The organism is Senegalia massiliensis (genome assembly GCF_009911265.1).
GTDB classification, from domain to species: domain Bacteria; phylum Bacillota; class Clostridia; order Tissierellales; family SIT17; genus Anaeromonas; species Anaeromonas massiliensis_A.
This window is the reverse complement of record NZ_QXXA01000011.1, coordinates 15,866-40,538: the sequence shown is the minus strand read 5'-3', so window position 1 is coordinate 40,538 and position 24,673 is coordinate 15,866. Positions and strand designations below refer to the sequence as shown.

20 protein-coding genes are annotated in these 24,673 nt (G+C 28.4%); 19 read left to right on the top strand and 1 reads right to left on the bottom strand.

Annotation, left to right across the window (positions count from 1 at the left end; translation table 11 throughout):
• Nucleotides 1-4: 4 nt before the first annotated feature.
• From D3Z33_RS10505 to D3Z33_RS10475, 7 genes are all read left to right on the top strand, one after another.
• Entirely contained in the window at nucleotides 5-829 is an 825-nt protein-coding gene (locus D3Z33_RS10505; RefSeq protein ID WP_431768834.1) for an ABC transporter permease, read from the top strand.
• A 1-nt stretch (nucleotide 830) separates the two neighbouring features.
• Nucleotides 831-1,802 carry an ABC transporter ATP-binding protein gene (locus D3Z33_RS10500; RefSeq protein WP_160197718.1) on the top strand — a complete coding sequence of 324 codons (972 nt, stop codon included), beginning with the start codon at nucleotides 831-833 and terminating at the stop codon, nucleotides 1,800-1,802.
• On the top strand, nucleotides 1,803-2,771 hold the full coding sequence (locus tag D3Z33_RS10495; protein ID WP_160197717.1) for an ABC transporter ATP-binding protein: 969 nt from the start codon (nucleotides 1,803-1,805) through the stop codon (nucleotides 2,769-2,771).
• Nucleotides 2,772-2,926: 155 nt separating this feature from the next.
• Nucleotides 2,927-4,945 (top strand): copper-translocating P-type ATPase, encoded by a 2,019-nt coding sequence (locus D3Z33_RS10490; RefSeq protein ID WP_160197716.1) that lies wholly within the window; start codon nucleotides 2,927-2,929, stop codon nucleotides 4,943-4,945.
• 179 nt (nucleotides 4,946-5,124) lie between these two features.
• A complete protein-coding gene (locus D3Z33_RS10485; protein ID WP_201750502.1) occupies nucleotides 5,125-5,352 on the top strand; it encodes an SHOCT domain-containing protein in 228 nt (75 codons plus the stop codon).
• 12 nt (nucleotides 5,353-5,364) lie between these two features.
• Nucleotides 5,365-5,625: an SHOCT domain-containing protein gene (locus D3Z33_RS10480; RefSeq protein WP_160197715.1), complete on the top strand. Its 261-nt coding sequence runs from the start codon at nucleotides 5,365-5,367 to the stop codon at nucleotides 5,623-5,625.
• A gap of 36 nt (nucleotides 5,626-5,661) precedes the next feature.
• Complete coding sequence (locus D3Z33_RS10475) at nucleotides 5,662-6,048, top strand: DUF302 domain-containing protein (protein ID WP_160197714.1); 387 nt, start codon at nucleotides 5,662-5,664, stop codon at nucleotides 6,046-6,048.
• 225 nt (nucleotides 6,049-6,273) lie between these two features.
• On the opposite strand, the gene D3Z33_RS10470 is transcribed toward D3Z33_RS10475, so the two are convergent.
• Nucleotides 6,274-7,704 carry a sodium:solute symporter family protein gene (locus D3Z33_RS10470; protein WP_347561257.1) on the bottom strand — a complete coding sequence of 477 codons (1,431 nt, stop codon included), beginning with the start codon at nucleotides 7,702-7,704 and terminating at the stop codon, nucleotides 6,274-6,276.
• Nucleotides 7,705-7,969: 265 nt separating this feature from the next.
• Here D3Z33_RS10470 and D3Z33_RS10465 point away from each other — a divergent pair, with 265 nt between their 5' ends.
• The 12 genes from D3Z33_RS10465 to D3Z33_RS10410 all read left to right on the top strand — a co-directional run bounded on the left by D3Z33_RS10465 (nucleotide 7,970) and on the right by D3Z33_RS10410 (nucleotide 24,665).
• Nucleotides 7,970-8,503, top strand: a complete 534-nt coding sequence (locus D3Z33_RS10465; protein ID WP_160197712.1) for a hypothetical protein — start codon at nucleotides 7,970-7,972, stop codon at nucleotides 8,501-8,503.
• Nucleotides 8,504-8,906: 403 nt separating this feature from the next.
• Nucleotides 8,907-10,706: an ABC transporter ATP-binding protein gene (locus D3Z33_RS10460; RefSeq protein WP_243153483.1), complete on the top strand. Its 1,800-nt coding sequence runs from the start codon at nucleotides 8,907-8,909 to the stop codon at nucleotides 10,704-10,706.
• Nucleotides 10,703-12,517 carry an ABC transporter ATP-binding protein gene (locus tag D3Z33_RS10455; protein ID WP_160197711.1) on the top strand — a complete coding sequence of 605 codons (1,815 nt, stop codon included), beginning with the start codon at nucleotides 10,703-10,705 and terminating at the stop codon, nucleotides 12,515-12,517. Before D3Z33_RS10460 ends, D3Z33_RS10455 begins: the two co-directional genes overlap by 4 nt.
• A 61-nt stretch (nucleotides 12,518-12,578) precedes the next feature.
• A complete protein-coding gene (locus D3Z33_RS10450) occupies nucleotides 12,579-13,475 on the top strand; it encodes a GNAT family N-acetyltransferase (RefSeq protein WP_160197710.1) in 897 nt (298 codons plus the stop codon).
• Nucleotides 13,476-13,608: 133 nt separating this feature from the next.
• Nucleotides 13,609-14,145 (top strand): GNAT family N-acetyltransferase, encoded by a 537-nt coding sequence (locus D3Z33_RS10445; protein WP_160197709.1) that lies wholly within the window; start codon nucleotides 13,609-13,611, stop codon nucleotides 14,143-14,145.
• Between the two features lie 137 nt (nucleotides 14,146-14,282).
• Nucleotides 14,283-17,090, top strand: coding sequence for a UvrD-helicase domain-containing protein (locus D3Z33_RS10440; protein WP_160197708.1), 2,808 nt, complete (start codon nucleotides 14,283-14,285; stop codon nucleotides 17,088-17,090).
• 13 nt (nucleotides 17,091-17,103) lie between these two features.
• Nucleotides 17,104-19,098, top strand: coding sequence for an NAD-dependent DNA ligase LigA (gene ligA, locus D3Z33_RS10435; RefSeq protein ID WP_160197707.1), 1,995 nt, complete (start codon nucleotides 17,104-17,106; stop codon nucleotides 19,096-19,098).
• A 64-nt stretch (nucleotides 19,099-19,162) separates the two neighbouring features.
• Nucleotides 19,163-19,453: an Asp-tRNA(Asn)/Glu-tRNA(Gln) amidotransferase subunit GatC gene (gatC, locus tag D3Z33_RS10430; RefSeq protein ID WP_160197706.1), complete on the top strand. Its 291-nt coding sequence runs from the start codon at nucleotides 19,163-19,165 to the stop codon at nucleotides 19,451-19,453.
• A gap of 12 nt (nucleotides 19,454-19,465) precedes the next feature.
• Nucleotides 19,466-20,929 carry an Asp-tRNA(Asn)/Glu-tRNA(Gln) amidotransferase subunit GatA gene (gene gatA, locus D3Z33_RS10425; protein ID WP_160197705.1) on the top strand — a complete coding sequence of 488 codons (1,464 nt, stop codon included), beginning with the start codon at nucleotides 19,466-19,468 and terminating at the stop codon, nucleotides 20,927-20,929.
• Nucleotides 20,929-22,356, top strand: a complete 1,428-nt coding sequence (gatB, locus tag D3Z33_RS10420; RefSeq protein WP_160197704.1) for an Asp-tRNA(Asn)/Glu-tRNA(Gln) amidotransferase subunit GatB — start codon at nucleotides 20,929-20,931, stop codon at nucleotides 22,354-22,356. The genes gatA and gatB overlap by 1 nt, the downstream gene beginning before the upstream one ends.
• Before the next feature lie 452 nt (nucleotides 22,357-22,808).
• Complete coding sequence (locus D3Z33_RS10415) at nucleotides 22,809-23,732, top strand: ABC transporter permease (RefSeq protein WP_160197703.1); 924 nt, start codon at nucleotides 22,809-22,811, stop codon at nucleotides 23,730-23,732.
• A 15-nt stretch (nucleotides 23,733-23,747) separates the two neighbouring features.
• Nucleotides 23,748-24,665, top strand: coding sequence for an ABC transporter permease (locus D3Z33_RS10410; protein ID WP_160197702.1), 918 nt, complete (start codon nucleotides 23,748-23,750; stop codon nucleotides 24,663-24,665).
• The last annotated feature ends 8 nt before the right edge of the window (nucleotides 24,666-24,673 follow it).

Here is a 24,673-nt window from a genome sequence, read left to right as displayed (position 1 = left end):
ATTAATGAAAGGATTAAAAAATCAAGTATTTAGCAATAAATTAGGAAAGTTTGCTTTTTTTATAATAATTACTTTTACTGTTATATCTATATTTGCATTTTTATCGCCCTATGATCCAAATGAAATAGATATGGCATCTAGATTTACATCACCTAATATTAAAAATATATTTGGCACTGATATAATGGGAAGAGATTATTTTACTAGAATATTATATGGTGGGAGGATATCTTTAAGTGTTGGTTTTTTGTCTATGTTAATTTCTACAATAATTGGAACTATAGTTGGCTCTATAAGTGGGTATTTTGAAGGGAGAATTGATTCGTTTTTAATGAGAACAGTAGATATACTTATGTCAATACCAAGCTTTTTTATAATATTAATTTTAAATGCTTACCTTAAACCTAGTATGGGAATAATAATTTCAGTAATAGGATTACTTGGATGGATGACAACAGCAAGATTAGTGCGTGCAGAAACACTTAGCATAAAAAGTAGTGAATATGTATTGTATGCAAAAAGTTTAGGAATATCAAATTTTAAAATAATAAAAAAACATATAATACCAAATGTATTACCTACAATTATTGTGGCAGCTACTTTAAGTATAGCTAGTGCAATACTCATTGAATCTTCACTTAGTTTTTTAGGTATGGGTGTACAAGCTCCTGATGCTTCTTGGGGAAGTATGTTAAGTAACTCTCAAGGGTATATAGATGAAGCACCATATTTAGGAGTTTTCCCTGGTATATTTATATTACTTACAGTTCTCAGTTTTAATATATTAGGAGATGTTATTAGAAATACACTGGATTCAAGGGGAGAGTAAAATGAATAATATATTAAAAGTAAAAAATTTAAAGACATCTTTTTTCACAAGCAATGGAGAAGTACAAGCTGTTAGAGGAATAAGTTTTAATGTTAAACAAGGAGAAGTTTTAGGAATAGTTGGAGAGTCTGGTAGTGGTAAAAGTGTTACTTCAATGTCTATAATGGGGCTTATAAAAAATTCTGGAAAAATAAAAGATGGAGATATAACATTTAAAGGTGAAAATATAAAAAATTATTCTCAAAAAAAATTAAGAAATATAAGAGGAAACGAAATATCAATGATATTTCAAGATCCAATGACTTCTTTAAATCCTGTTTATACTGTTGGGGAACAAATGTCAGATATTTTAATTAAAAACAAAGGATTAAATAAAAAACAAGCTAGGATTGAAGTAATAAAATATTTGGAATCGGTTGGAATATCATCACCAGAAACTAGAATAGATAATTATCCTCATGAATTTAGTGGGGGAATGAGACAACGTGTTATGATTGCTATGGCACTATCCTGTAAACCTAAGTTACTCATAGCAGATGAGCCTACTACAGCTTTAGACGTTACAATTCAAGCACAAATATTAGATTTAATGAAAGAGTTAAAACATAAGACTAATACATCTACAATTATAATAACTCATGATTTAGGAGTGGTTGCAGAAATTTGTGATAGAATAATTGTAATGTATGGTGGACTTATAATGGAAGAAGGCACAGTAAGAGAAATATTTTATCATACTAATCATCCCTATACCAAGGGACTTTTAAATTCTATACCTAAGATTGGAAAAGAAGAAAAACTTTTACCTATAGAAGGATTTCCACCTAACCTATTAAATCCACCTAAAGGGTGCCCATTTTATGAGAGATGTAATTTTAGAATGGATATTTGTAAAGAAAAAAGACCAGATACTTTTAATCTTTCTGATACTCATAAATCTATGTGTTTTTTAAATAGAAAGGTGGAAATTTAGATGAAAGAGCCTTTAATTGAAATAAAAAATCTTAAAAAATATTTTGAAGTAAAAAATAGCTTTTTAAAAAGAAATGAATTTGTAAAAGCAGTTGATAATGTCAGCTTTAATATAAATAAAGGAGAGACTTTTGGACTTGTAGGAGAATCTGGATGTGGGAAATCTACTATTGGTAGGACTATTACTAGATTGTATAAGCCTACAGAGGGAAAAATAATATTTAATGGTAATAATATTTCTCACATGAAAGAAAGGGGTTTAAAGAAACATAGAAAAGATATGCAAATAATATTTCAAGATCCCTTTGCATCTTTAAATCCTTATATGAGTGTAGGGGATATTATAAATGAGCCACTTGAGATACTTAATATAAGTAAAAAAGATAGATTTAATATTATATATGATTTGTTAGAAAAAGTAGGATTAAATAAAGGGGATATAGATAGATATCCTGGAGAATTCAGTGGTGGACAAAGACAGAGGATAGGTATAGCAAGAGCCCTATCTGTAAAACCTAAATTTATATTATGTGATGAACCAACTTCTGCATTGGACGTATCCATACAAGCTCAAGTTATAAATATATTAAAAGATTTACAAGATGAGTTTGGTTTGACATATTTATTTATATCTCATGATTTATCTATGGTAAATCATATTTCAGATAGAATAGGTGTAATGTATTTAGGAAAATTAGTTGAAGTAAATACAAGTGATAATTTATATAAAGATCCACTTCATCCATATACAAAAGCATTATTATCATCTATACCAATAGCAGATCCTGATTTAGCTAAGAATAGAAATAGAGAAATACTTACAGGAGATGTGCCAAGTCCAATTAATCCTCCAAAGGGTTGTAGATTTAAAACTAGGTGTAAATATAAAATAGATAAATGTGAATATATAGAACCGGAACTTAGAGAAATAAAAAAAGGACATAGCGTAGCTTGTCATCTAACTATATAAGATTAGTATAAAATAAAGAAGATCTATTATTAAATTTAATAATAGATCTTCTTTATTAGTATACGGATATAAATCCTAAAGTTTAAAATTAATCTATAACATATATTATTGAAGGGTATATTAGTAACAAATATAAATTGAAAGGAGATTTTCTAATGAATGAAAAAAATCATCACGATGAACATCAAAATCATGAACATAGTCATGAGCATAATCATGATGACCATGATCATTCAGGTCATCATGAAATGATGATAGAAGATTTCAAGAGAAGATTTTTTATATCATTAATTGTTACAATTCCTATACTTATACTTTCTCCTATGATACAAGAATGGATAAATTTAAGTATAGAGTTTACAGGAGACAGTTATATATTATTTGCACTAGCTACATTTATATACTTTTATGGTGGATGGCCATTTTTAACTGGACTTAAAGATGAATTAAAAGAAAAGAAACCAGGTATGATGACTTTAATAGCTATGGCAATTTCAGTAGCATATTTATATAGTACTGCTACGGTATTGGGACTAGAAGGAAGTGATTTTTTCTGGGAACTTGCTACATTAATAGATATTATGCTTTTAGGTCATTGGATAGAAATGAGATCTGTAATGAGTGCATCAAATGCACTTGATAAATTAGCTGAGCTTATGCCAAATACAGCTCATTTATTTAAAGATGGTGACGTAGTAGATGTAGATATAAGTAAACTTAAATCAAATGATAAAATACTTATTAAACCAGGAGAAAAAGTACCAGCAGATGGTATTATAGTAAAAGGAAATAGTTATATAAATGAATCAATGTTAACGGGAGAATCAAAACCTGTAGAAAAAGTAAAAGGCGATAAATTAATTGGTGGTTCTGTAAATGGTGATGGTTCCCTTGAAGTAGAAGTTAAAAATATTGGAGAAGATTCATATTTATCAAAAGTTATTGATATGGTTAAAAGAGCTCAAGAATCTAAATCTAAAACTCAACATTTAGCAGATAAGGCTGCCTTTTGGTTAACTATTGTAGCACTTACTGTAGGATTTACTACTCTTATTGTTTGGTACATTATAAGTGGAGATTTTACATTTGCAATAGCCAGAATGGCTACAGTAATGGTAATAACATGTCCTCATGCATTAGGACTTGCAACACCACTTGTAGTAGCAACATCAACAGCACAATCAGCTAAAAATGGTTTGCTAATAAGAAATAGAACTCAATTTGAGAATTCAAGAAAAATTGATACATTAGTATTTGATAAAACAGGAACATTAACAAAAGGAGAGTTTGGAGTTAATTTTATAGAAGTATTTGATGATAAATATGATAAAGAAAAAGTAATACAATTAGCTGCTACACTTGAAAACAATTCTGAACATCCAATTGCAACAGGTATAATGGATAAGTTAAAGGAAATGAAATTAGATATTTTAGAAATGGATAATTTTCAGGCTATAAAAGGAAAAGGCGTAGAAGGAACAATAGATAATAAAGATATAATGGTAGTAAGTCCTGGATATCTAAATGAAAACAATATTGAAGTTCCAAAAGAGTTGCCTTCAAAAGGTGTATCAACTGATGTATTTTTATTAGTAGATAATAAGTTAGTGGCAGCAATAGGACTTTCAGATAAAATAAGAGAAGAATCATACAATGCTATAAAAAGACTTAAAGATGAAGGAATTAAAACATGGATGCTTACAGGAGATAATGAAAAAACAGCCAAGCAAGTATCTGAAGAATTAGGATTAGATGGATATTTTGCAGAAGTATTACCTGATGAAAAACAAGAAAAAATTAAAGAATTACAATCAGAAGGTAGATTTGTAGCAATGACAGGAGATGGAGTAAATGATGCACCAGCTTTAGCACAAGCTGATGTAGGTATAGCAGTAGGCTCAGGTACAGATGTTGCCGCAGAAACTGCAGATATAATACTGGTAAACTCTAATCCTGAAGATGTAGTATCCCTTATTGACTTTGGTAAAGCTACTTATAGAAAAATGATACAAAATCTTATATGGGCAACTGGATACAATGTATTTGCAATACCACTTGCAGCAGGTGTATTATATGGAATTGGTATAGTAGTTTCACCAGCAGTAGGAGCGGTTCTTATGTCACTTAGTACAATTATAGTATCTATAAATGCTAAACTTCTTAAAGTAGAATAGTTACTTTTGAAATTTTATAGGATGAGTCTATTTTAGATTCATCCTATATATATTATTAATTATAAGTATATTGATATTTATGATAAGAAAAATAATTTAAATCACCTTAAGTAATTTCTTCATATTTTCTTCAAATTTAAGTATTATAATGGGTTTAGAAAGAAAAAGGAGATGATATTATGATGCACGGAGGATATGGAATGTTTGGAGGAGGTGGCATCTTGGGATTAATTTTAGTAGCCGTAGTTGTTTATTTTTTAATAAAATATTTTAATGAGAATAATAACAATAATACAAATACATTCAGCAAAAAAAGTAATTCTCTTGATATTTTAAATGAAAGATATGCTAGAGGAGAAATAGATGATGAAGAATATAATAGAAAGAAAAAAATATTAAAAGACTAAGAGGTGAATTAAATGCATAGATATTGGGGTAATGGTTTCAATGATATGATGAACTTTGGTAATAGAGCTAGTGAATGGTTCATTCTATATGATGTAGTAAAATTACTGATAATAGTAGCAGTAGTAATGGTGATTGCTAGAATGTTTATAAAAAGCTCTAGGAATAATAGTAATGTAGGTTCAAGTAGAGCAATTGAGATATTGAAAGAAAGATATGCTTCTGGTGAGATTTCAGAACAAGAATATAAGGAAAAATTGAAGAACTTAAAATAAATACTAATTGTATTTCTAATTTAAGGAGGCTAAACAATGAATATAGTTTATGAAAAAAGTACAAATAAAAATTTAAATGAAGCGATTAAATCTTTAGAAGAAAATTTAAAAGAAAATAGCTTTGGAGTATTGTGGCAATTAAATTTTAAGGATAAGCTTAAAGAAAAAGGGTTAGAATTCGATAATGATTTTGTAGTACTTGAAGTATGTAATCCAAAACAAGCAAAAGAAGTATTAGAAAAAAATATTCATATAGGCTATGTTTTACCTTGTAAAATGATAGTAAGAACTGAAGGTAATAAAACATATATAGGAATGACAAGACCAGAGGGTCTAATAGGTTTATTCGGTGAACCTGAATTAAAAGAAGTTGCAAATAAAGTTGAAGAAACACTTAAAAATGCAATTGAATCTTCAATTTAAATAATATAAGAGTAGTAAAATAGTACAATTCTTAAGAATTGTACTATTTTTTTATGTCTTCATATTATCTTCAAACTTATATTTTATAATTTAGTTAAAGAAAGAGAAGAGATGATAGAAATGCATAATTATATGCATGGAGATGATGATGGATATAGAAATGGTATGCATAATAGATGGTAATAAAAAAGATATGGCTCGTTAATTAACGAGCCATATCTTTTTTTATTCATGAATCAGTTTTGTTGTATCTCTTTTATTAGGCCATATATTACTGAATAATATAAACACGATAGCACTAGAAATTAATCCAGGGAATATAGGATCTAGGTCAAAAAATGACATTATATTTTTTTCAACTAAAAGCACTGAAATACTTCCTATTATAACAGAAGATAATGCGCCAGCAACACTTGCTTTTCTCCAGTAGTGACCTACTACATAAGGTAAGAAGGAGCCTCCTGCTCTTAGAGTAAATGAGAACATTAAAAGTGCTATAATACTCTGAGTATTTGCAAGTGCTACAATCATACCTAATATTCCAACTAGAATCATAGTAAATTGAGTTACTCTCAATACTCTCTTATCTGAAGCATTTTTATTTAAATAAACTTTATAAATATCATTTGCAAATATTGAACCTGCTCCTAAAAGGTCTGAATCTGCACTACTCATTGTTGCAGATATAAGCCCTGCAAATAAAAGGCCAACTAAAATAGGTGGCATAGTTTGAATTGCAAGAGTTGGAAGTGCATATCTTGCACCATTTGTCATAATTTGAGTAGCATCAAGAGCACCAGTTTGAACCATTGAGTATGTTATAACTCCAAGTATTGCAGGGATGAATGCAAAAACTACATAAACTCCAGCTGCAATAAAAGAACCTTTTACAGCAGATTTCCCATCTTTTGCTGCATAATACCTTTGGACAGCTTCTTGACCAACAGCAAATGAAGCAGTATACATCACTATAAGTGATATTATAGTTTTAAAACCTATTCCTTCTGTATATGATAGTTTTGCAGCAGGTACTATTTCTGTAACATTACCCCATCCACCTGCAGCATCTAATGCAAATGGTACAACTAATATCATGCCTATTACAATTAGAAACATTTGGACAAAATCTGTAAGAGTAACACTCCAAAGACCACCTAAAACTGAATATGTAGTAACAACTACTGAAACTATAACTACTGCTAGGCTATATTTAATACCAATCATAACTGAAAGAATAACAGAAGATGCAATTATTTGACTTGCTGTAAGACCAATTAAAGGTAATATCATTATAATTGCAGTAACTATTCCTGGAGCTTTGCCATACCTGCGTCTAAAATATTCTGGAACAGTCTTAACAAGTGCATCCCGTAATTTTGGTGCTACAAAAGCAAGTACAATAAAAGTGATAGCCATTGTAAGTACATACCAAACAGCACTCATACCCCAATTTCCATAAGCTTTTTCTACAACACCCATTGAACTTCCTCCACCAATTTCAGTTGCAGCAAGAGTTCCAGCCATCATTATAGGACCTAAACGACGACCTGCAACCATAAAATCTTCATTGCTATCAATTTTGGTAGATGCATACCATCCAATAAAAAGCATAATACATAAATAAATAAATACAATACTAACTACTATTAGACTCATATCATTCATCTCTCCTTTTTAAGTTATATTTAATAAGTATTAAGAAGAAAAAAGAAATATTTGTATTATGAGAATATTTAATATTTGAATCTATAATAATGAAAGTTAAATATCCTTATGATATAATTAAAGAAAATTAAAAATTAGAAGAATTTACTTTTTTTGATAGATTTAAAATGGTAAGAGCTTTTAAAGAATTTAAATTTTATCAATACTTACTTTAGTAATGAAAAGTAAAAAGTGGTGATTTATTAGGGGGTATGGGATGAATAAAAGTAGAATAATTGTTCCTATAATTTCATTTTTAATTTTTGCTGTGTTTTATATTTTTTTAAATTACGATGGATTTGATGGATTTACTGAATATTTTAAATCACAAAATTTTGATGAAATTGCACTTAAGTATTATGATGATACTGAATTTGACCATATGTCAATGTATATTAATCATTATGAAAGTGCTCGAAGTACTGATAAAGAAAAATTTAATAAGTTATTAAACCACTTTAAAACATTAGAGTATAAAAGAATAAGTAGAGATAAATGGTATTCTTTAAGAGGGGATATAAAGACAATATGGTTATTTACTGAGGATTCTGGTAGTTTAGGGATAAAAATATATAATGAAAAGTATATTATGATAAATTTAGGATACATAATTGAGAAGAAATATGAAGAAAAAAATCTAACTAAAATATATCCAAATAATGAATATAAAGCATATAAAGTTGTAGGTGGCAAGATAGACATGGATTTAATAAAATTAATATATGATAGCATGGAGATAGAAGAATATTGAATATGATTTTAAGAATCACTAAGGGGGAAGATCTAAATTGATATTTTTTTTAGCATTAATATTTATACCAATTATTTATCTTATAGTCTTAGAAGCAGCAAAAGAAGGTACTAAAAAAGCATTACAAGAATTTAATCAAAATAAAGAATAGAAGAAACTATTAATGAAGAGACTTTGGGAATTTTCTAAGTCTCTTTTTTATTTTAGACATGAGGAGAAGATCTTAAATGTTATTTTTTAAAAATATTGGAATAAATAAAGGATATTGTAATGAAAAGTAGAATGTTATTTATAAGGAATATTAAGAATAGTCTAAAAGGTATAAAATAATTTTTTTAAGGAGGTGAGTTAAAATCAAACTCAAAATTTTATGACATAAAACTAAAATATAAGGGAGAAGATCATGAATACAAGTACTAATGTTAGACATAAAAAAATAGGTATACTAAAAACTCCATTAATTTATGCTAGGAAATATGCAGTTATAATAGCAATTCAAAAGATTTTAGAAGGAATAGTTCCAACTCTTCAGATATTAGCAACGGCTAAATTTTTAGACACTGCTATAGCTATAGTGGATAAAAACAAGAATTTTAATGATATATTTATACCTTTAGGATTAGTTATGTTGCTTTTAGTTTATTCCTTAATGTCTCAAAAACTTGTAAAATTTATAGAGGTAAAGTTGGAGATGGAATTAAGGGAAAAATTAAGAGTTAGTATTACAGAAAAGAGAGCAAAGCTAAAATATAGTCATGTAGAAAATAACTGTACATGGGACTTGATTTCGAGAGTTTCTAAGGATCCAGAAATTAGATTTAAGGATGCATATAATGAGTTTTTATCTATGGTAGCTATGTTCATTAGAATTATTGGGTTATTATTTGTTATTTTTATTCATGCTTGGTGGGCAGCAATAATAATTCTTTTAATATCTTTCCCATTATTTAAAGTAGCATTAAAAAATGGAACAGATAGTTATGAAGCAGATAGAGAGATATCTAAATATAGAAGAAGGTTTGAATATTTAGGAAAGGTTTTAACAGGAAGGGAAAGTGCAGAGGAAAGAACTCTATTTGGTTATAGTAAAGGGATTAATGAAAAATGGAAAGAGCAATATGAAATTGCAAGAAAGATTGAGTATAAAACAGTCCTGAAAAATGTTACAAGAACACGAATTAGGGGGATAATTACAGCAATAATTTCTATAATTATAATTATAATTCTATTAAAGCCAGTACAAATGGAATCATTAAGTATAGGGTTATTTATATCTATTGCAAATGGTGTTTTTGAACTTATTCAATTAATGTCTTGGCAGTTTACATATTATATTGAAGAACTGGCTAAAAACAAAGAATATGTTGTAGATTTTAATGAATTTTACAGTTTAGATGAAACAGAAGGTGCAATAGATAAGCCTTCAAAGGAAAATATAGATTTTGATTGCTTAGAGTTTAAAGATGTATCTTTTAAATATCCAAAAACAAATAATTATATATTAAAAAATCTATCATTTGTTATAAAGAAAGGTGGCCATTATTCTTTTGTAGGTGTTAATGGAGCAGGAAAAACTACGATAACTAAACTTATAACTGGATTATATGATAACTTTGAAGGACAAATTTTTATAAATGGTAAAGATATTAGAGAATATAAACAAAGTGAGTTAAAGTCATTCTGCTCAGTGGTTTATCAGGATTTTGCTAAGTATTTTATTTCATTTAGAGATAATATTGCATTAGGAGATATTAATAACATAGAAAATAATAATATGAAAGATAAAGTTAAATCTTCTATGAGAATTATGGGTTTGTATGATGTAGCAGAAAAGCTAAGAAATGGAATAGAAACGCAGCTTGGCAAAATTAAAGAAAATGGAGTTGACTTATCAGGAGGACAATGGCAAAGAATAGGAATGGCAAGAGCTATTAATAATAATGCACCAATTAGAATATTAGATGAACCAACAGCATCTCTTGATCCTATAAGTGAGAGTAATATCTATGAACATTTTGAGGAGATAAGTAAGGGTGGAACTACAATTTTCATAAGCCATAGATTAGGATCAACTAAGCTTGCTAGTGAAATATTTGTAATAGGTAACGGAACTATAATAGAGAAAGGGTCTCATGAGGAACTTATGAAGTTAAGAGGGATTTATTCAGACATGTATGAAAGTCAAAGGAGTTGGTATTTATGATAAATAATAACAAGAATAATATTTCTATTATGAAGATAATATTTAGAATATTCCCTATGGCTTTTGCTGCAAGTCCTCTTTATTTTATTTTAGGAAACTTAGTAGCCATTTTACATGGTATCTCTCATGGTTTCAGAACATTAATGACTCAGAAGCTTTTTGATTCTGTACCACTTTTAATATTAAATGATAATGTTTTTGGAGAAGTGATATTAATAGCAATTACCTTAGCTTTAACATTTATTATGATTCAAATATTAAATGGAGCTGATAATTTTATGATTATTGATAATGAAAATATAATAATCGGATATATAGAGCAGAAAGTAAATGAGAAAGCAGGTAAAGTAGATATTATATCATTTGAAAATCCAGAATATTTAGATGATATAAGAAGAGCAAAAGAAGGAATTAGTGGTAGTGCAGAACTAGTATCTACATTAACAAGTTTGATAAGTCTTTATGTACCATATTTTATATTTATGGGAATTTATCTTTATAATTTAAAGCCGATTCTTATGGTATCGCTTATTATTATATTTATACCTACATTTATAACTCAATTTATTAGGGTGAAAATTTTTACAGATTTAGCTGATGAATCAGGTCCTATAAGAAGAGAATATGAATACTATGAAAAGTGCATAGTAGATAAACAATATTTCAAAGAAACAAGAATATTAGGGGCATTTCATTACTTTAAAGAGTTATATACTTGTTCACTAAATTTACTTAACAAAGAAATATGGAAAGCAGAAAAGAAAATAGGTATTATAGAACTATTTATGAGATTATTAACTGTTTTAGGGTATATTGGAGTGTTATATTTACTTTTCATATCCCTTTTAAATGGAGAGATATCTCCAGGGGCTTTTGGAGCAGTATTTGGTTCATTAGGTTTTATGTTTAATGTAATGGAGCAAATAGTATGTATACGCATAGGTGAAATTTCAAATAATCTTGGAACTATAAAAAATCTTATAAGATTTTTAGATATGCCTGAAAGAGATGGAAAAGATTATAATATTGATGAAAAGCCTGATATAGCATTAAACAATGTAAGCTTTTCTTATCCAGGAGCAAAAAAACCTTCTCTAACTAATATTAACTTAAATATTAAATCAGGAGAAACTATAGCTATAGTAGGAGAAAATGGAGCAGGGAAAACAACTTTTGTTAAACTTATAATGGGGTTATACACACCTATAAAAGGGAAAGTAACAATTGGAGGAAAAGATACATCAGAGATTTCAACTAAATCAATATATATAAATGTTTCAGCTGTATTTCAAAAATACCAGAGATATGAGATGACTTTAGGTGAGAATATTGAAATAGGGTCATTAAATAAGATAGCTAATAAAGATAGTATAACTAGAAATAAATTTTTAGATGAAGCTGTTTTAAAAGCTGATTTAGAAATTAGTGAAGAAAAGCTTGAAAATGGCTATGATACAATGATTTCACGTGAATTTAATGGAATAGATCTATCAGGAGGCCAGTGGCAAAAAATAGCTATAGCTAGAGGATTTTATAGAAATCATAACATGATAGTTCTTGATGAACCAACAGCAGCTATAGATCCAGCTATGGAAACAAATTTATATAATAAATTTGCAGAGTTGGCTAAGGAAAAAACTGCTATAATAGTCACTCATAGATTGGGTTCAGCTAAGATTGGTGACAGAATAATTGTTATGGATAATGGACAAATTGCTGAAATAGGAAGTCATGATGAGTTAATGGACATGGATGGGAAATATACAAGAATGTACAGTGCTCAAAGTAAGTGGTATTCACAAACGTGCTAAAATATAAAGTTAGTAAACTAGATGGACTTATTAAAATTAAAGATAATAAAAGGAAGATGTTATGAATATAGTAAAATTAACTTCTGAAAGAAAAACAGAATTTATTAATTATTGTATTAATTATAGGCATGAATTTGATAGTACTTTTTTAGATGATCAAGAGTTGATGAGTTTTGAACCTAATGAAGAAAATCCAACATATATTTTGTTAGATAAAAATAATAATATCATTGGAGCAATTTCTCTCATTATTAATTCATACTATAGAAGATCACGATCAGGTCGTTTTAGAATATTTCATACAATAAAGTTTGATAAAGAAGTATATAAAAAAATGTTAGAATTAGTATTAAATCATACAAAAGGACTTCACAAGGTATTTCTTTTTATAGATAGTGAAAATAAGAAAATGACTGAATTATTAAAAGTATTAAATTTTAGTCTAAAAAGATATTCTTATACACTTATTAATCATAGTTTAGAAGACGTACAAGTAATTTTTCCTATAGGTTATGAATTAAGAGAGTTTCAAGCTGGTAGGGATGAAGCAGATTGGTGTAAAGTAAGAAACTTAGGGTTTGATAAAATTGCAGGTTGTGATACTCCCAAAACGCCAAAAATGTACTCTGAAATGGAAAAAGATTATGGTCATTTATCTGGTGGTATAATAATGCTATATCATGAAAATACGCCAATAGGACAGGTTCGTGCAACTAAAGAAGTAGAAGATAATATTGAATATGTATTTATTTCATCATTATGTGTTATTCCAGAATATCAAGGAAGTGGATTAGGAAGAAATCTTTTAAAAGCTGCATTAAGTTTTGGGAAAAGTAAAAATATAAAAAAAGGAATGCTTTCTGTTAATGCAGAAAATGAAAATGCAATTTCCTTATATTTAAATGAAGGATTTGAAAAAAAATCTGTTTCAATATGCTATGAATATTATTTAAGTTAAAAAAGATTCTTTATGATATTAATTGTAAATATAATAATTTAAATCATATAATATTATAAAATAGCAATAAATGTAATGAACTTAATAATTATTGAATTGTACTAAAGAATAATTAAAAAATGGGGTTGATACTATGGAATTTAATTTTGTTCCAATGAATTTAGACTATGCAAAGGAAATGATAGATAATTGGAAGTATGGTGAAGAATACTATATTTATGATTATGTTAATGAAGAAGAACTATTATTAAATGAAGAGAGTTGGGGACATGGAAAATTTGCAGTATTAAATGAAAAAGGTGAACTTGTTGGAGAATTTACGATAGAGTTTTTCAAAGAAGGAGAAGAAGATTCGGAAGATGAAGGATATGTTGAACATAAAGTAGTGAGAAGCAATCCTAAGAGTACATATGAAATGTGGGTTGGATGGGGACTAAAACCTGAGCTATGTGGAAAAGGACTTGGAGAACATTACATATCATCATGCATTGATTTTGCAATAGAAGAGTACAATTACAAAGGAAAATATATTCATTTCGGAGTAGCTTCATTTAATAAAAGAGCAATTAAAGTATATGAGAGATTAGGGTTTAAAACATTTCGAACATGTGAAGGTGAAATCTCAAATGAAAAATTTGATATTTATCAGATGAGAAGGAAAGTCATATAACATACTATAAGAGAATAAAGATATAAAAACTTCTAGTTATTCTACTAGAAGTTTTTTCTATGCCTTCAAATAGAACTTATTTTCGTATATAATAGAGTTTAGAGTTGATTTTGGTTTTAGAGAGGAGTACGTGATAAATGAGTTTTTTAGATGGACTTAATGATGAACAAAGAGAAGCTGTAAAGACTACTGAAGGTCCACTTTTAGTTTTAGCTGGAGCTGGAAGTGGGAAAACTAGAGTTTTGACACATAGAATAGCATATATATTAGAACAAAAGGATATATTTCCAGATAATATTCTTGCAATTACATTTACTAATAAAGCTGCAAAAGAGATGAAAGAAAGAATACAAAGATTGGTAGATATAAGAGTGGAAGATATGTGGGTTGGAACATTTCACTCAATGTGTGTAAGGATGCTTAGACGTGATATTGATAAAATTGACTATAATAGAAATTTTGTTATATTTGATGGGTCAGATCAAAATACAGTTATAAAAGATACTATAAAAGAATTAAATGTAAATGAGAAAATGTATGAGCCTAAAAAAATGATTCATTTTATAAGTAGTTTAAAGGATAAATTAATAGATCCAGACACCTACATAAATGATAATTATAGTGATTTTAGGGAAAGACAAAAAGGAGAAATATATAGACTTTACCAAGAAAAGTTGCAAAAAAATAATGCTCTTGATTTTGATGATTTAATTGGAAAGACTATAGAATTATTTAGAAATAATCCTGATATACTTAAGTTTTATCAAAAGAAATTTAAATATATCTTAGTAGATGAGTATCAAGATACTAATCGTGCTCAATATGAATTAGTGAAATTACTTGGAAATGCTCATAAAAATGTATGTGTGGTAGGGGATGATGACCAGTGTGTTCTTCCAGATATGCAAATAAAAACTAGTGACGGTTATAGTGAAATGAACTCCTTAGAAGATCAAAGCACTATAATATCTGCTGGTGGATGGGGAAAAGTACTTCAAGGAAAATTTGATAAAAAGAAAGAAAATTATTATAAAGGACCTATTATAGAAATTAAAACTAAAAAAGGTAAAATGATAAAAACAACACCTAATCATATGATGTTTGGAAAATTGAATATAGAAGAAAATCCAAATAAAAAAATATATATTGATTTCTTTGGGAGTAAGGAAAATAATAATGAAGGATATTATAATCATGTAGTTCAGTTTAATAATAAACCTACTTATATAGAAGAATACGACGAAGCCCTCACTTATTCCAAGAAAATAATATCATTAGAAGATGATATTGAAATAATGAAAAGAGCAAGACTTACAAAGGATACTACTTTTAATTATATGCCAGCATCTCATATAAGACCTAGTATGTCTATACCTATATATGAAGATGGTGGAATAGTAGATGACATTGTAGAAGAAGTTAATGTATTAGATTATGAAGGATATGTTTATGATATATCTGTACCTAATTTAAGACAGTATATATCTAATGATATAGTAGTTCATAATTCAATTTACGGATGGAGAGGCGCTGACATACGCAATATTCTTGACTTTGAAGAAGATTATCCAAATGCAAAAACTATAAAACTTGAACAAAATTATCGTTCAACTAAAAATATATTAGATGCTGCAAACAAAGTAATAGATAATAATATGGGGAGAAAAGGCAAAAATCTTTGGACTTCACAAAATGAAGGTACAAACATAGGCTTATATAATGGTGATAATGAGCATGATGAAGCTAAATTTATAGCAAGTAAAATAAAAGAAATAAAAAATACAGACCATAAAAATTATTCTGATTTTGCAATTCTTTATAGAACTAATGCACAATCACGTGTACTTGAAGAATCCCTGGTTAAATCAAACATTCCTTATAAAATTGTAGGAGGTCTTAAGTTCTATGATAGAAAAGAAATAAAAGATATTATAGCATTTTTAAGACTTATTCAAAATCCAGTAGATAATATTTCTTTAAAGAGAATAATAAATGTTCCAAAAAGAGGAATAGGTAAAAGAACTGTAGAAAAAATAGAACAATTAAGTATTGAAAAAGGCGAAAGCATATATAGTGTAATACTTGATATAGATGAAATGGCAAGTCTATCCCATAGAGCAAAATCAAAAGTAAAAGATTTTGTATCAATTATAAATAAATTCATAGCAATGAAGGAAATATTATCTGTAAAAGATTTAATAGAGAATGTAATTGAATCAACAGGATATATAAAAGAACTTCAAAAAGAAGATACACTTGAAGCACAGAGTAGAATAGAGAATATAGAAGAGTTTATATCTGTTGCAATTGATTTTGAAAATACAAGTGAAGAAAATACTTTAGAAGAATTTTTAGCTAATATTTCACTTTTATCAGATATAGATAGACTAGATGAAGATGATGACTTTGTAACACTTATGACACTTCACAGTGCAAAAGGTCTTGAATATGATATAGTATTTTTAACAGGAATGGAAGAAGGCATATTCCCTATATCAAGAGCTATGGTAAGTGAAGATGACTTAGAAGAGGAAAGAAGACTTTGCTATGTTGGTATTACTCGTGCAAAAGAACATTTATTTATAACATATACAACACTTAGAACTATTTATGGTAAGACAAATTACAATTCAATTTCAAGATTTATTGATGAGATTCCAGATAGTTTAATTGACAATATAAATGATAAAGCAAAAAGGAAGGCTAAAATATCACAACAAAAAACTAATAAATATTTTACTGGTTATACTCATGAAAATACAGGCATAAAAAGAAAAAATGATCCTAATATAAATATAGGTGACAAAGTAAAGCATAAAACTTTAGGATTAGGAACAGTAGTAGGTATGAAAGGCAGTGGAGATAAAAAAGAAGCTACTATTGCATTTAATGAAAAAGGAATAAAGAAATTATTAATATCTCTTGCACCAATAGAAAAAGTGTAGGTAAGGTGATAATATGGAAAAGATAGAAAGAATAGAAGAGTTAGTAGAAAAATTAAATGAGTTAAATTATTATTATTATACTTTAGACAAACCAAAGGTAAGTGATAAGGAATATGATGAACTTTATGATGAATTAGTTAATTTAGAAGAAAAAACAGGTCATATATTACCTGCATCTCCCACTAGGAGAGTAGGTGGAGAAGTGCTTGAAAAATTTGAAAAGCATATTCATTTGTCTCCACTTTATAGTCTTGATAAATCTCAAAATTATGGAGAACTTAGAGAATGGGAAGCTAGAGTAAAAAGAATTATAAATGAATATAATTCTACAAATGACGACAAACTCCCAGATCCCTTATATATAATGGAATATAAATTTGATGGTTTAACTATAAACTTAACTTATGATAATGGAAAATTAGTTCAAGGTGCTACAAGAGGTAATGGTGAAATAGGTGAAGCAATACTTCCTCAAATAAAAACTATAAAAAATATACCACTTTTTATTCCAACAAAAAATAAAATGGAAATACAAGGTGAGGGGTTAATGCCTTTATCTGAGTTAGAAAAATATAATGAAACAGCTGATGAACCTCTTAAAAATGCAAGGAATGCAGCAGCAGGAGCACTTAGAAACTTAAATTCTAAGGCTACAGCAAAGAGAAATCTCACTGCTTATTTTTATAATATAGGATATATTGAAGATAAAAGTTTTTCTACTCATTTAGAAATGATAGATTATTTAAAGGAAAATAGACTTCCTGTAAAAAATTACTTTAAAAAATTTAAAAATATTGATGATATGATAGAGGAAATAGAGAAAATAGATCAAGATAGACATAATTTAGATATATTAACTGATGGATTAGTTATAAAAATAAATGATATGAAAACAAGGGAAGTATTAGGCTATACTCAGAAATTCCCAAGATGGGCAATAGCATATAAATTCAAAGCAGAAGAAGTTACAACAGAGCTACTAGACATTAATTGGAATGTAGGGAGAACTGGTAAAGTAACACCTTCAGCAATACTTGAACCAGTAGATATTGGAGGAGTTACAGTTAGAAGAGCTACACTTAATAATATGGATGATATTAAGAGAAAAAATGTAGCATTAGGATGTCGAGTTTGGCTTAGAAGATCTAATGATGTAATTCCTGAGATAATGGGGATTGTAGAAGATAGTTGTGAAGAAAGAATAGAAATAGAAAAACCTAAAGAGTGTCCAGCCTGTAGTACAGAGCTTATACAAGATGGAGTTCATATATTTTGTCCTAACTCCATGAGCTGTAAACCACAACTTGTTGCAAGAATGGAGCATTTTGCAAGTCGTAATGCTATGAATATAGAAGGGTTTAGTGAGAAAACTGCCAAGCAATTATTTGAAGAATTAGATTTAAAAGAATTATCTCAAATTTATGAATTAGAATATGATGATTTAATAAATCTTGAGAGATTTGGGGATAAAAAAACTAATAACTTATTAAATGCTATAGAAAAGAGTAAAGATGTAACTCTTGCAGCATTTATTTATGCATTAGGAATACCAAATGTAGGTAGAAAGACTGCAGGAGATCTTGCAAATAAGTATAAGTCATATGAAAACTTAAAAAATGCAAACTATGAAGATTTAATTTCAATCAGAGATGTTGGAGATATTGTTGCAAAAGAAATAATAGAATTTTTCAGCGATGAAGAAATAACATCAAAAATAGAGCATTTATTTGAACTGGGAGTAAATCCTCATTATGAAAAAGAAGAAGTAGAAGAAAATACTATATTTACAGATAAAAAAATAGTTATAACTGGTTCAATAGAAGGAGTGCCAAGAAAAGAAATCAAAGAACTAGTTGAAAAAATGGGTGGCAGAATAACAGGAAGTGTAAGTAAAAATACTGACTTTGTAATAGTAGGCAAAGATCCTGGGAGTAAATATGATAAAGCTGTAGATTTAAATATAGAAATAATAGATGAAAACAAATTAAAAGATATAATAAATATGTAAGTTTACAATTAAGTTTAGTTATTATATTATATTATCAACAATCTATATGGAAGGAGAAATGTAAATGAGTATCACTAAAGATCAAATAAAGCATGTTGCAAAGCTTTCTAGACTTGAATTTAAAGATGAAAATATTGAAGATTTCACTTCAAAATTTGATTCTGTAATAAATTATGTAGAAAAACTTAAGTCAGTAGATACTACAGGTGTAAAACCTACATACCATCCTCATTCTGATATTAAAAATGTTATGAGAGATGATGTGGTCAAAGAATCACTTGAAAGAGATAAAATAATGAAAAATGCACCTGAAAGTGAGAATGGTTATATAAAGGTAAAAAAAGTAATAGACTAAAGAGGTGAGAAAATGGATTATAATGAACTTAGTATCACAAGATTAAAAGATAAATTAGAATCTGGAGAAGTAACGTCTGTAGATTTAATAGAAGAATATTTCAAAAGAATAGAAAAATATGATAATAGTATAGAAGCTTTTTTAACATTAAATAAAGAAGAAGCGCTTAAAAAAGCAAAAGAAATTGATGAAAAAAGAAAAAATGGTGAACAATTAGGATATTTAGCAGGAATCCCTGTAGCAATAAAAGATAACATTTCTACAAAAGGATTAAAAACTACATGTGCTTCTAATATAATTAAAGATTATATTCCACCATTTGATGCTACAGTTATAGAGAATTTAAAAAATGCAGATGCCATAATAATAGGTAAAACTAATTTGGATGAATTTGCTATGGGATCATCTACTGAAACTTCAGCATTTCAAATCACAAAAAATCCTTGGGATATTTCTCGTGTTCCAGGAGGTTCTAGTGGAGGTTCTGCAGCAGCAGTAGCTTCTCAAATGGCACCTTTTTCATTAGGATCTGAAACAGGAGGTTCAGTACGTCAACCTGCTTCTTTTTGTGGGCTTGTAGGTCTTAAACCAACATATGGACTTGTATCTAGATATGGTTTAATTGCATTTGCATCTTCTTTTGATCAAATAGGACCATTTACAAGAAATGTAGAAGATGCTGCTATAGTTATGAATGTTATTGCAGGATATGACAAAATGGATTCTACTTCAGTTAAAAGAGAAAAAGAAAATTATTTAGATGGATTAAAAAATGATATAAAAGGACTTAAAATTGGAGTACCTAAAGAATATCTAGAAGGATTAGAAGGTAACGTTAAAAGTCAAATGGAACAATCTATAAAAACATTTGAAAACTTAGGTGCAGAAGTTGAAATGATGAGTCTTCCTCATTCAGGATATGGGCTTGAAACATACTATATATTAGCTCCTTCTGAAGCAAGTTCAAATTTAGCTCGTTTCGATGGAATAAGATATGGAAATAGATCTAGCAATTATAATAATACTGAAGAGTTATTTGTAAAAACTAGATCTGAAGGTTTTGGAGAAGAAGTTAAAAGAAGAATTATGATGGGAACTTATTGTTTAAGTTCTGGTTATTATGATGCATATTATAAAAAAGCTCAAGAAGTTAGAACTCTAATAAAAAATGATTTTGATAAGGCATTTGAAAAATATGATATATTAATATCTCCTACTACACTTTCTACTGCATTTAAAATAGGTGAGAAGAATGATGATCCTATTGCTATGTATCAGTCAGATAAATTAACTGTAGGAGTTAATATAGCAGGAGTACCAGCAATATCAATTCCTTGTGGATTATCAGATAATATGCCTATAGGACTTCAAATAATAGGTAAGAATTTCGATGAAGCTAAAATATTAAATGTAGCATATAATTTCGAAAAGGAAATAAATTTTAAACAAACTCCAGATTTGGGAGGTGTGAAATAATGTCATATAAAACTATAATAGGACTTGAAATACATTCAGAACTCTCAACAAATTCTAAGATATTTTGTTCATGTACTACAGAATATGGAGGAGATCCTAATACACACTGTTGTCCAATATGTCTAGGGCTTCCAGGTTCACTTCCTGTATTAAATGAAAAGGTAGTTGAGTATGGAATAAAAGCAGGTCTTGCTTTTAATTCAAATATAGCAAATCATACAAAAATGGATAGAAAAAATTATTATTATCCTGATTTAGTAAAGGGATATCAAATATCTCAATATGATAAGCCTCTTTGTGAAGGTGGATATATTGAAGTAGATACTGAAAACGGAAAAAAGAAAATAAATCTTACTAGAATTCATATAGAAGAGGATACTGGGAAATCTATTCATTCAAAAGATGGTGGTACATTATTAGATTATAATAGAGCAGGTGTTCCATTAATAGAGATAGTTTCAGAACCGGATATGAACTCTCCAGAAGAAGCAAAACAGTTTCTAGAAAAGTTGAAATCTGTATTACAATATATTGAGGTTTCTGATTGTAAAATGGAAGAAGGATCTTTGAGATGTGATGTAAATATCAATATTGTTGATGAAGAAACTGGTAAAAAAAGTACTATAACAGAAATAAAGAACTTGAATTCATTTAAATCAGCAGTAAAAGCAATGGAATTTGAGCAAAAAAGACATATTGAATTATTGGAAAAAGGTGAAGATACTGTCCGTGAAACTAGACGTTATGACGATTTAAAAGGTGAAACTATATCTATGAGAACAAAAGAAGATGCAAGTGATTATAGATATTTCCCTGAGCCTGATATAGTTGATATGGAAATAAGTAATGAATGGATAGAGAATATAAGAAAAAGTTTACCAGAATTACCTGAGGATAAGATGAATAGATTTATTAAACAATATGATTTACCAGAATATGATGCAGAAGTTCTTACAGCTTCAAAAAATTTAGCTTTATTTTATGAAGATACCGTATCTCATTCAGTAGATTTCAAAACTGCAAGTAATCTTATAATGGGTGATATTTTAAGAAGATTAAAAGATGAAGATATGGAAGTTGAAGATATGAGATTTTCATCAAAAGAATTTGCGGATCTTATAAAAATTATAGATAGTGGCAAGATAAGCAATAAGATTGGTAAAAAAGTTTTAAGAGAAATGTTTGAAGAAGGTAAAGATCCAAATAAAATAGTAAAAGAAAAAGGGCTTATCCAAATTAATGACGAAGGTGAAATAGAAAAAATTGTGGATGAAACATTGGATGAAAATCCGGAGTCAATAGAAGATTATAAAAATGGTAAAGATAGAGCACTTGGATTTTTAGTTGGTCAAGTTATGAAAAAGACACGTGGTAAGGCTAATCCTGGAATTGTAAACAAATTAATAAGTAAAAAATTAAATAGCTAAAATTAGGGCCTCTAAGTATTTAGAGGCTTTAATTTTAAAAAATATTAATATTGTTTTGAGAATATTATTTTGAAATATTCAATAAAATGTATTATAATACATAAATAAGTTTTATAGCATTACTCATTATATTAATAAAACGTAATAAAATATTAAAAATTATGTAATTGCATAAATGTTTAAAAAATTATATTATATATATAACTTATCATTACTATTCTTCTAATCACTAATGGGATAGAGTTTCTTTTCAAGATTAAAACCCTTTTTTGAAAATTAAATTATAAAAGTTTATTTTTTTAAAAGGCATTTTTCTGAAAATTATAATCATTTGTAATTTTTGTTTTATTATATTTATACTTATAGTTTGTTTTTTTAGGGGGTGAATAGACAAGTTATAAATCGGCAATTCAGAAATTATTTATTTTATAAAACTTATGGAGGTGTGTTAAATGGGAAGGTATATAATTAAACGTATATTTTTCATGATTATTAGTATATGGCTTATAGCTACAATTACGTTTTTCTTGATGCATCAATTGCCAGGAGATCCATTAGCTAGTGGAGGTAAGAGATTAGAGCCAGAAATACGTAGAAACTTAGAAGCAAAATATGGTTTGGACAAACCTTTAATTGTACAATATGGTTATTTTCTTAAAAATGCAGTAAAAGGTGATTTTGGTTTATCGATGGTGTATAAAACTAGAACAGTAAATGATATAATTATGGAAGCATTTCCTAAGTCAATGACATTAGGACTTTGGGCAGTAGGTATTGGACTCTTCTTTGGACTGACCTTTGGTATAATAGCCGCCCTAAATAATAAAGGATTTTTTGATTACTTCGTTATAATACTCGCGGTTGTAGGGGTTTCGGTACCTAACTTTGTGTTTGCATCGCTATTCCAATACGTTTTTGGACGGGAGCTTGGGTGGTTCCCAGTAGCAGGTTGGAATGGACCGGTTTATATGATTTTACCAGTACTTGCATTAGGTCTTAGACTTATAGCTTACCAAGCTAGAATGATGAAGACAAATATGATTGAAATTATGGGTTCAGATTATGTGAAAACAGCTAAAGCTAAGGGATTATCTAAGACAGCTATAGTAATAAAGCATGTTATTAGAAATGCTATACTTCCGATAATTACACTTCTTGGACCACTTATTGCATCAATAGTAACAGGTTCATTTGTTATAGAAAGAATATTTGCTATACCAGGAATGGGTAAATTCTTCGTAGATGCAGTTAACCAATATGATTATACACTTATACTAGGTACTACGCTTTTCTATGCAATGTTACTTATTTTTATGGTGTTTGTAGTAGATATAGTATATGGTTTTGTTGATCCAAGAATAAGAATAGACGAATAGAATAGGAGGTATATTATGGCGGAATTAAGTAAAGATAAATTTGTTATAGAAGGAAAAACTGCTTCTGATGCTGAAGCTATTGTAAGACCATCTCTTACATACTGGGCAGATGCATGGAGAAGATTAAAATCAAATAAATTAGCTATTGTTTCTATGGGTATTTTAATTATAATTGCATTATTTGCAATATTTGCACCAATGTTAAGTCAATATGATTCAGTAACAGGTGATTTATTACTTACAAACGAAAAACCAAGTGGTGAACATTGGTTTGGTACAGATGAATTAGGAAGAGATTTATATGTAAGAGTTTGGGAAGGAACTAGAATATCATTATTTATAGGTGTTGTTACAGCTTTACTTAACTTTACAATCGGTGTTATATATGGTGGTATTTCAGGATATACAGGCGGAAATGTAGATAATATAATGATGCGTTTTGTAGAAATTATATTTGCAATACCTTATCTTATTTGGGTTATACTTCTTACAACAGTATTACCTCCAGGACTTTTAAGTATTATAGTTGCATTATCTATTGCTGGATGGGGTGGAATGGCAAGACTTGTTCGTGGACAAATACTTCAAATAAAAGAAATGGAATTTGTAATGGCAGCTAAAACTCTTGGAGCAGATGCAGGAAGAATAATCTCAAAGCATCTTATTCCAAATACTATAGGTGTTATAATTGTTAGTATAACTTTTGCAATACCTTCAGCAATATTCTCTGAAGCATTCTTAAGTTATATAGGCCTTGGAATTCCAGTACCAGATGCAAGTCTTGGTGCTTTATCAAAAGATGGAACACGTATGCTTTTATTAGAGCCATATCAATTAGTATTTCCATCAGTAGTAATAAGTTTAATAATGCTCGCATTCCAAATATTCGGTGATGGACTTAGAGATGCATTAGACCCAAGACTAAGACAATAGGAGGAATA

Coding starts and splice junctions, on each gene's coding strand:
- D3Z33_RS10480 (WP_160197715.1), top strand. CDS start 5,365: ATGCATAGATATTGGGGTAATGGTTTCAATGATATGATGAACTTTGGT.
- D3Z33_RS10490 (WP_160197716.1), top strand. CDS start 2,927: ATGAATGAAAAAAATCATCACGATGAACATCAAAATCATGAACATAGT.
- ligA (WP_160197707.1), top strand. CDS start 17,104: ATGGAAAAGATAGAAAGAATAGAAGAGTTAGTAGAAAAATTAAATGAG.
- D3Z33_RS10450 (WP_160197710.1), top strand. CDS start 12,579: ATGAATATAGTAAAATTAACTTCTGAAAGAAAAACAGAATTTATTAAT.
- D3Z33_RS10500 (WP_160197718.1), top strand. CDS start 831: ATGAATAATATATTAAAAGTAAAAAATTTAAAGACATCTTTTTTCACA.
- D3Z33_RS10460 (WP_243153483.1), top strand. CDS start 8,907: ATGAATACAAGTACTAATGTTAGACATAAAAAAATAGGTATACTAAAA.
- D3Z33_RS10415 (WP_160197703.1), top strand. CDS start 22,809: ATGGGAAGGTATATAATTAAACGTATATTTTTCATGATTATTAGTATA.
- D3Z33_RS10445 (WP_160197709.1), top strand. CDS start 13,609: ATGGAATTTAATTTTGTTCCAATGAATTTAGACTATGCAAAGGAAATG.
- D3Z33_RS10485 (WP_201750502.1), top strand. CDS start 5,125: ATGATGCACGGAGGATATGGAATGTTTGGAGGAGGTGGCATCTTGGGA.
- D3Z33_RS10495 (WP_160197717.1), top strand. CDS start 1,803: ATGAAAGAGCCTTTAATTGAAATAAAAAATCTTAAAAAATATTTTGAA.
- gatB (WP_160197704.1), top strand. CDS start 20,929: ATGTCATATAAAACTATAATAGGACTTGAAATACATTCAGAACTCTCA.
- D3Z33_RS10505 (WP_431768834.1), top strand. CDS start 5: ATGAAAGGATTAAAAAATCAAGTATTTAGCAATAAATTAGGAAAGTTT.
- D3Z33_RS10475 (WP_160197714.1), top strand. CDS start 5,662: ATGAATATAGTTTATGAAAAAAGTACAAATAAAAATTTAAATGAAGCG.
- D3Z33_RS10455 (WP_160197711.1), top strand. CDS start 10,703: ATGATAAATAATAACAAGAATAATATTTCTATTATGAAGATAATATTT.
- gatA (WP_160197705.1), top strand. CDS start 19,466: ATGGATTATAATGAACTTAGTATCACAAGATTAAAAGATAAATTAGAA.
- D3Z33_RS10465 (WP_160197712.1), top strand. CDS start 7,970: ATGAATAAAAGTAGAATAATTGTTCCTATAATTTCATTTTTAATTTTT.
- D3Z33_RS10440 (WP_160197708.1), top strand. CDS start 14,283: ATGAGTTTTTTAGATGGACTTAATGATGAACAAAGAGAAGCTGTAAAG.
- D3Z33_RS10470 (WP_347561257.1), bottom strand. CDS start 7,704: ATGAGTCTAATAGTAGTTAGTATTGTATTTATTTATTTATGTATTATG.
- gatC (WP_160197706.1), top strand. CDS start 19,163: ATGAGTATCACTAAAGATCAAATAAAGCATGTTGCAAAGCTTTCTAGA.
- D3Z33_RS10410 (WP_160197702.1), top strand. CDS start 23,748: ATGGCGGAATTAAGTAAAGATAAATTTGTTATAGAAGGAAAAACTGCT.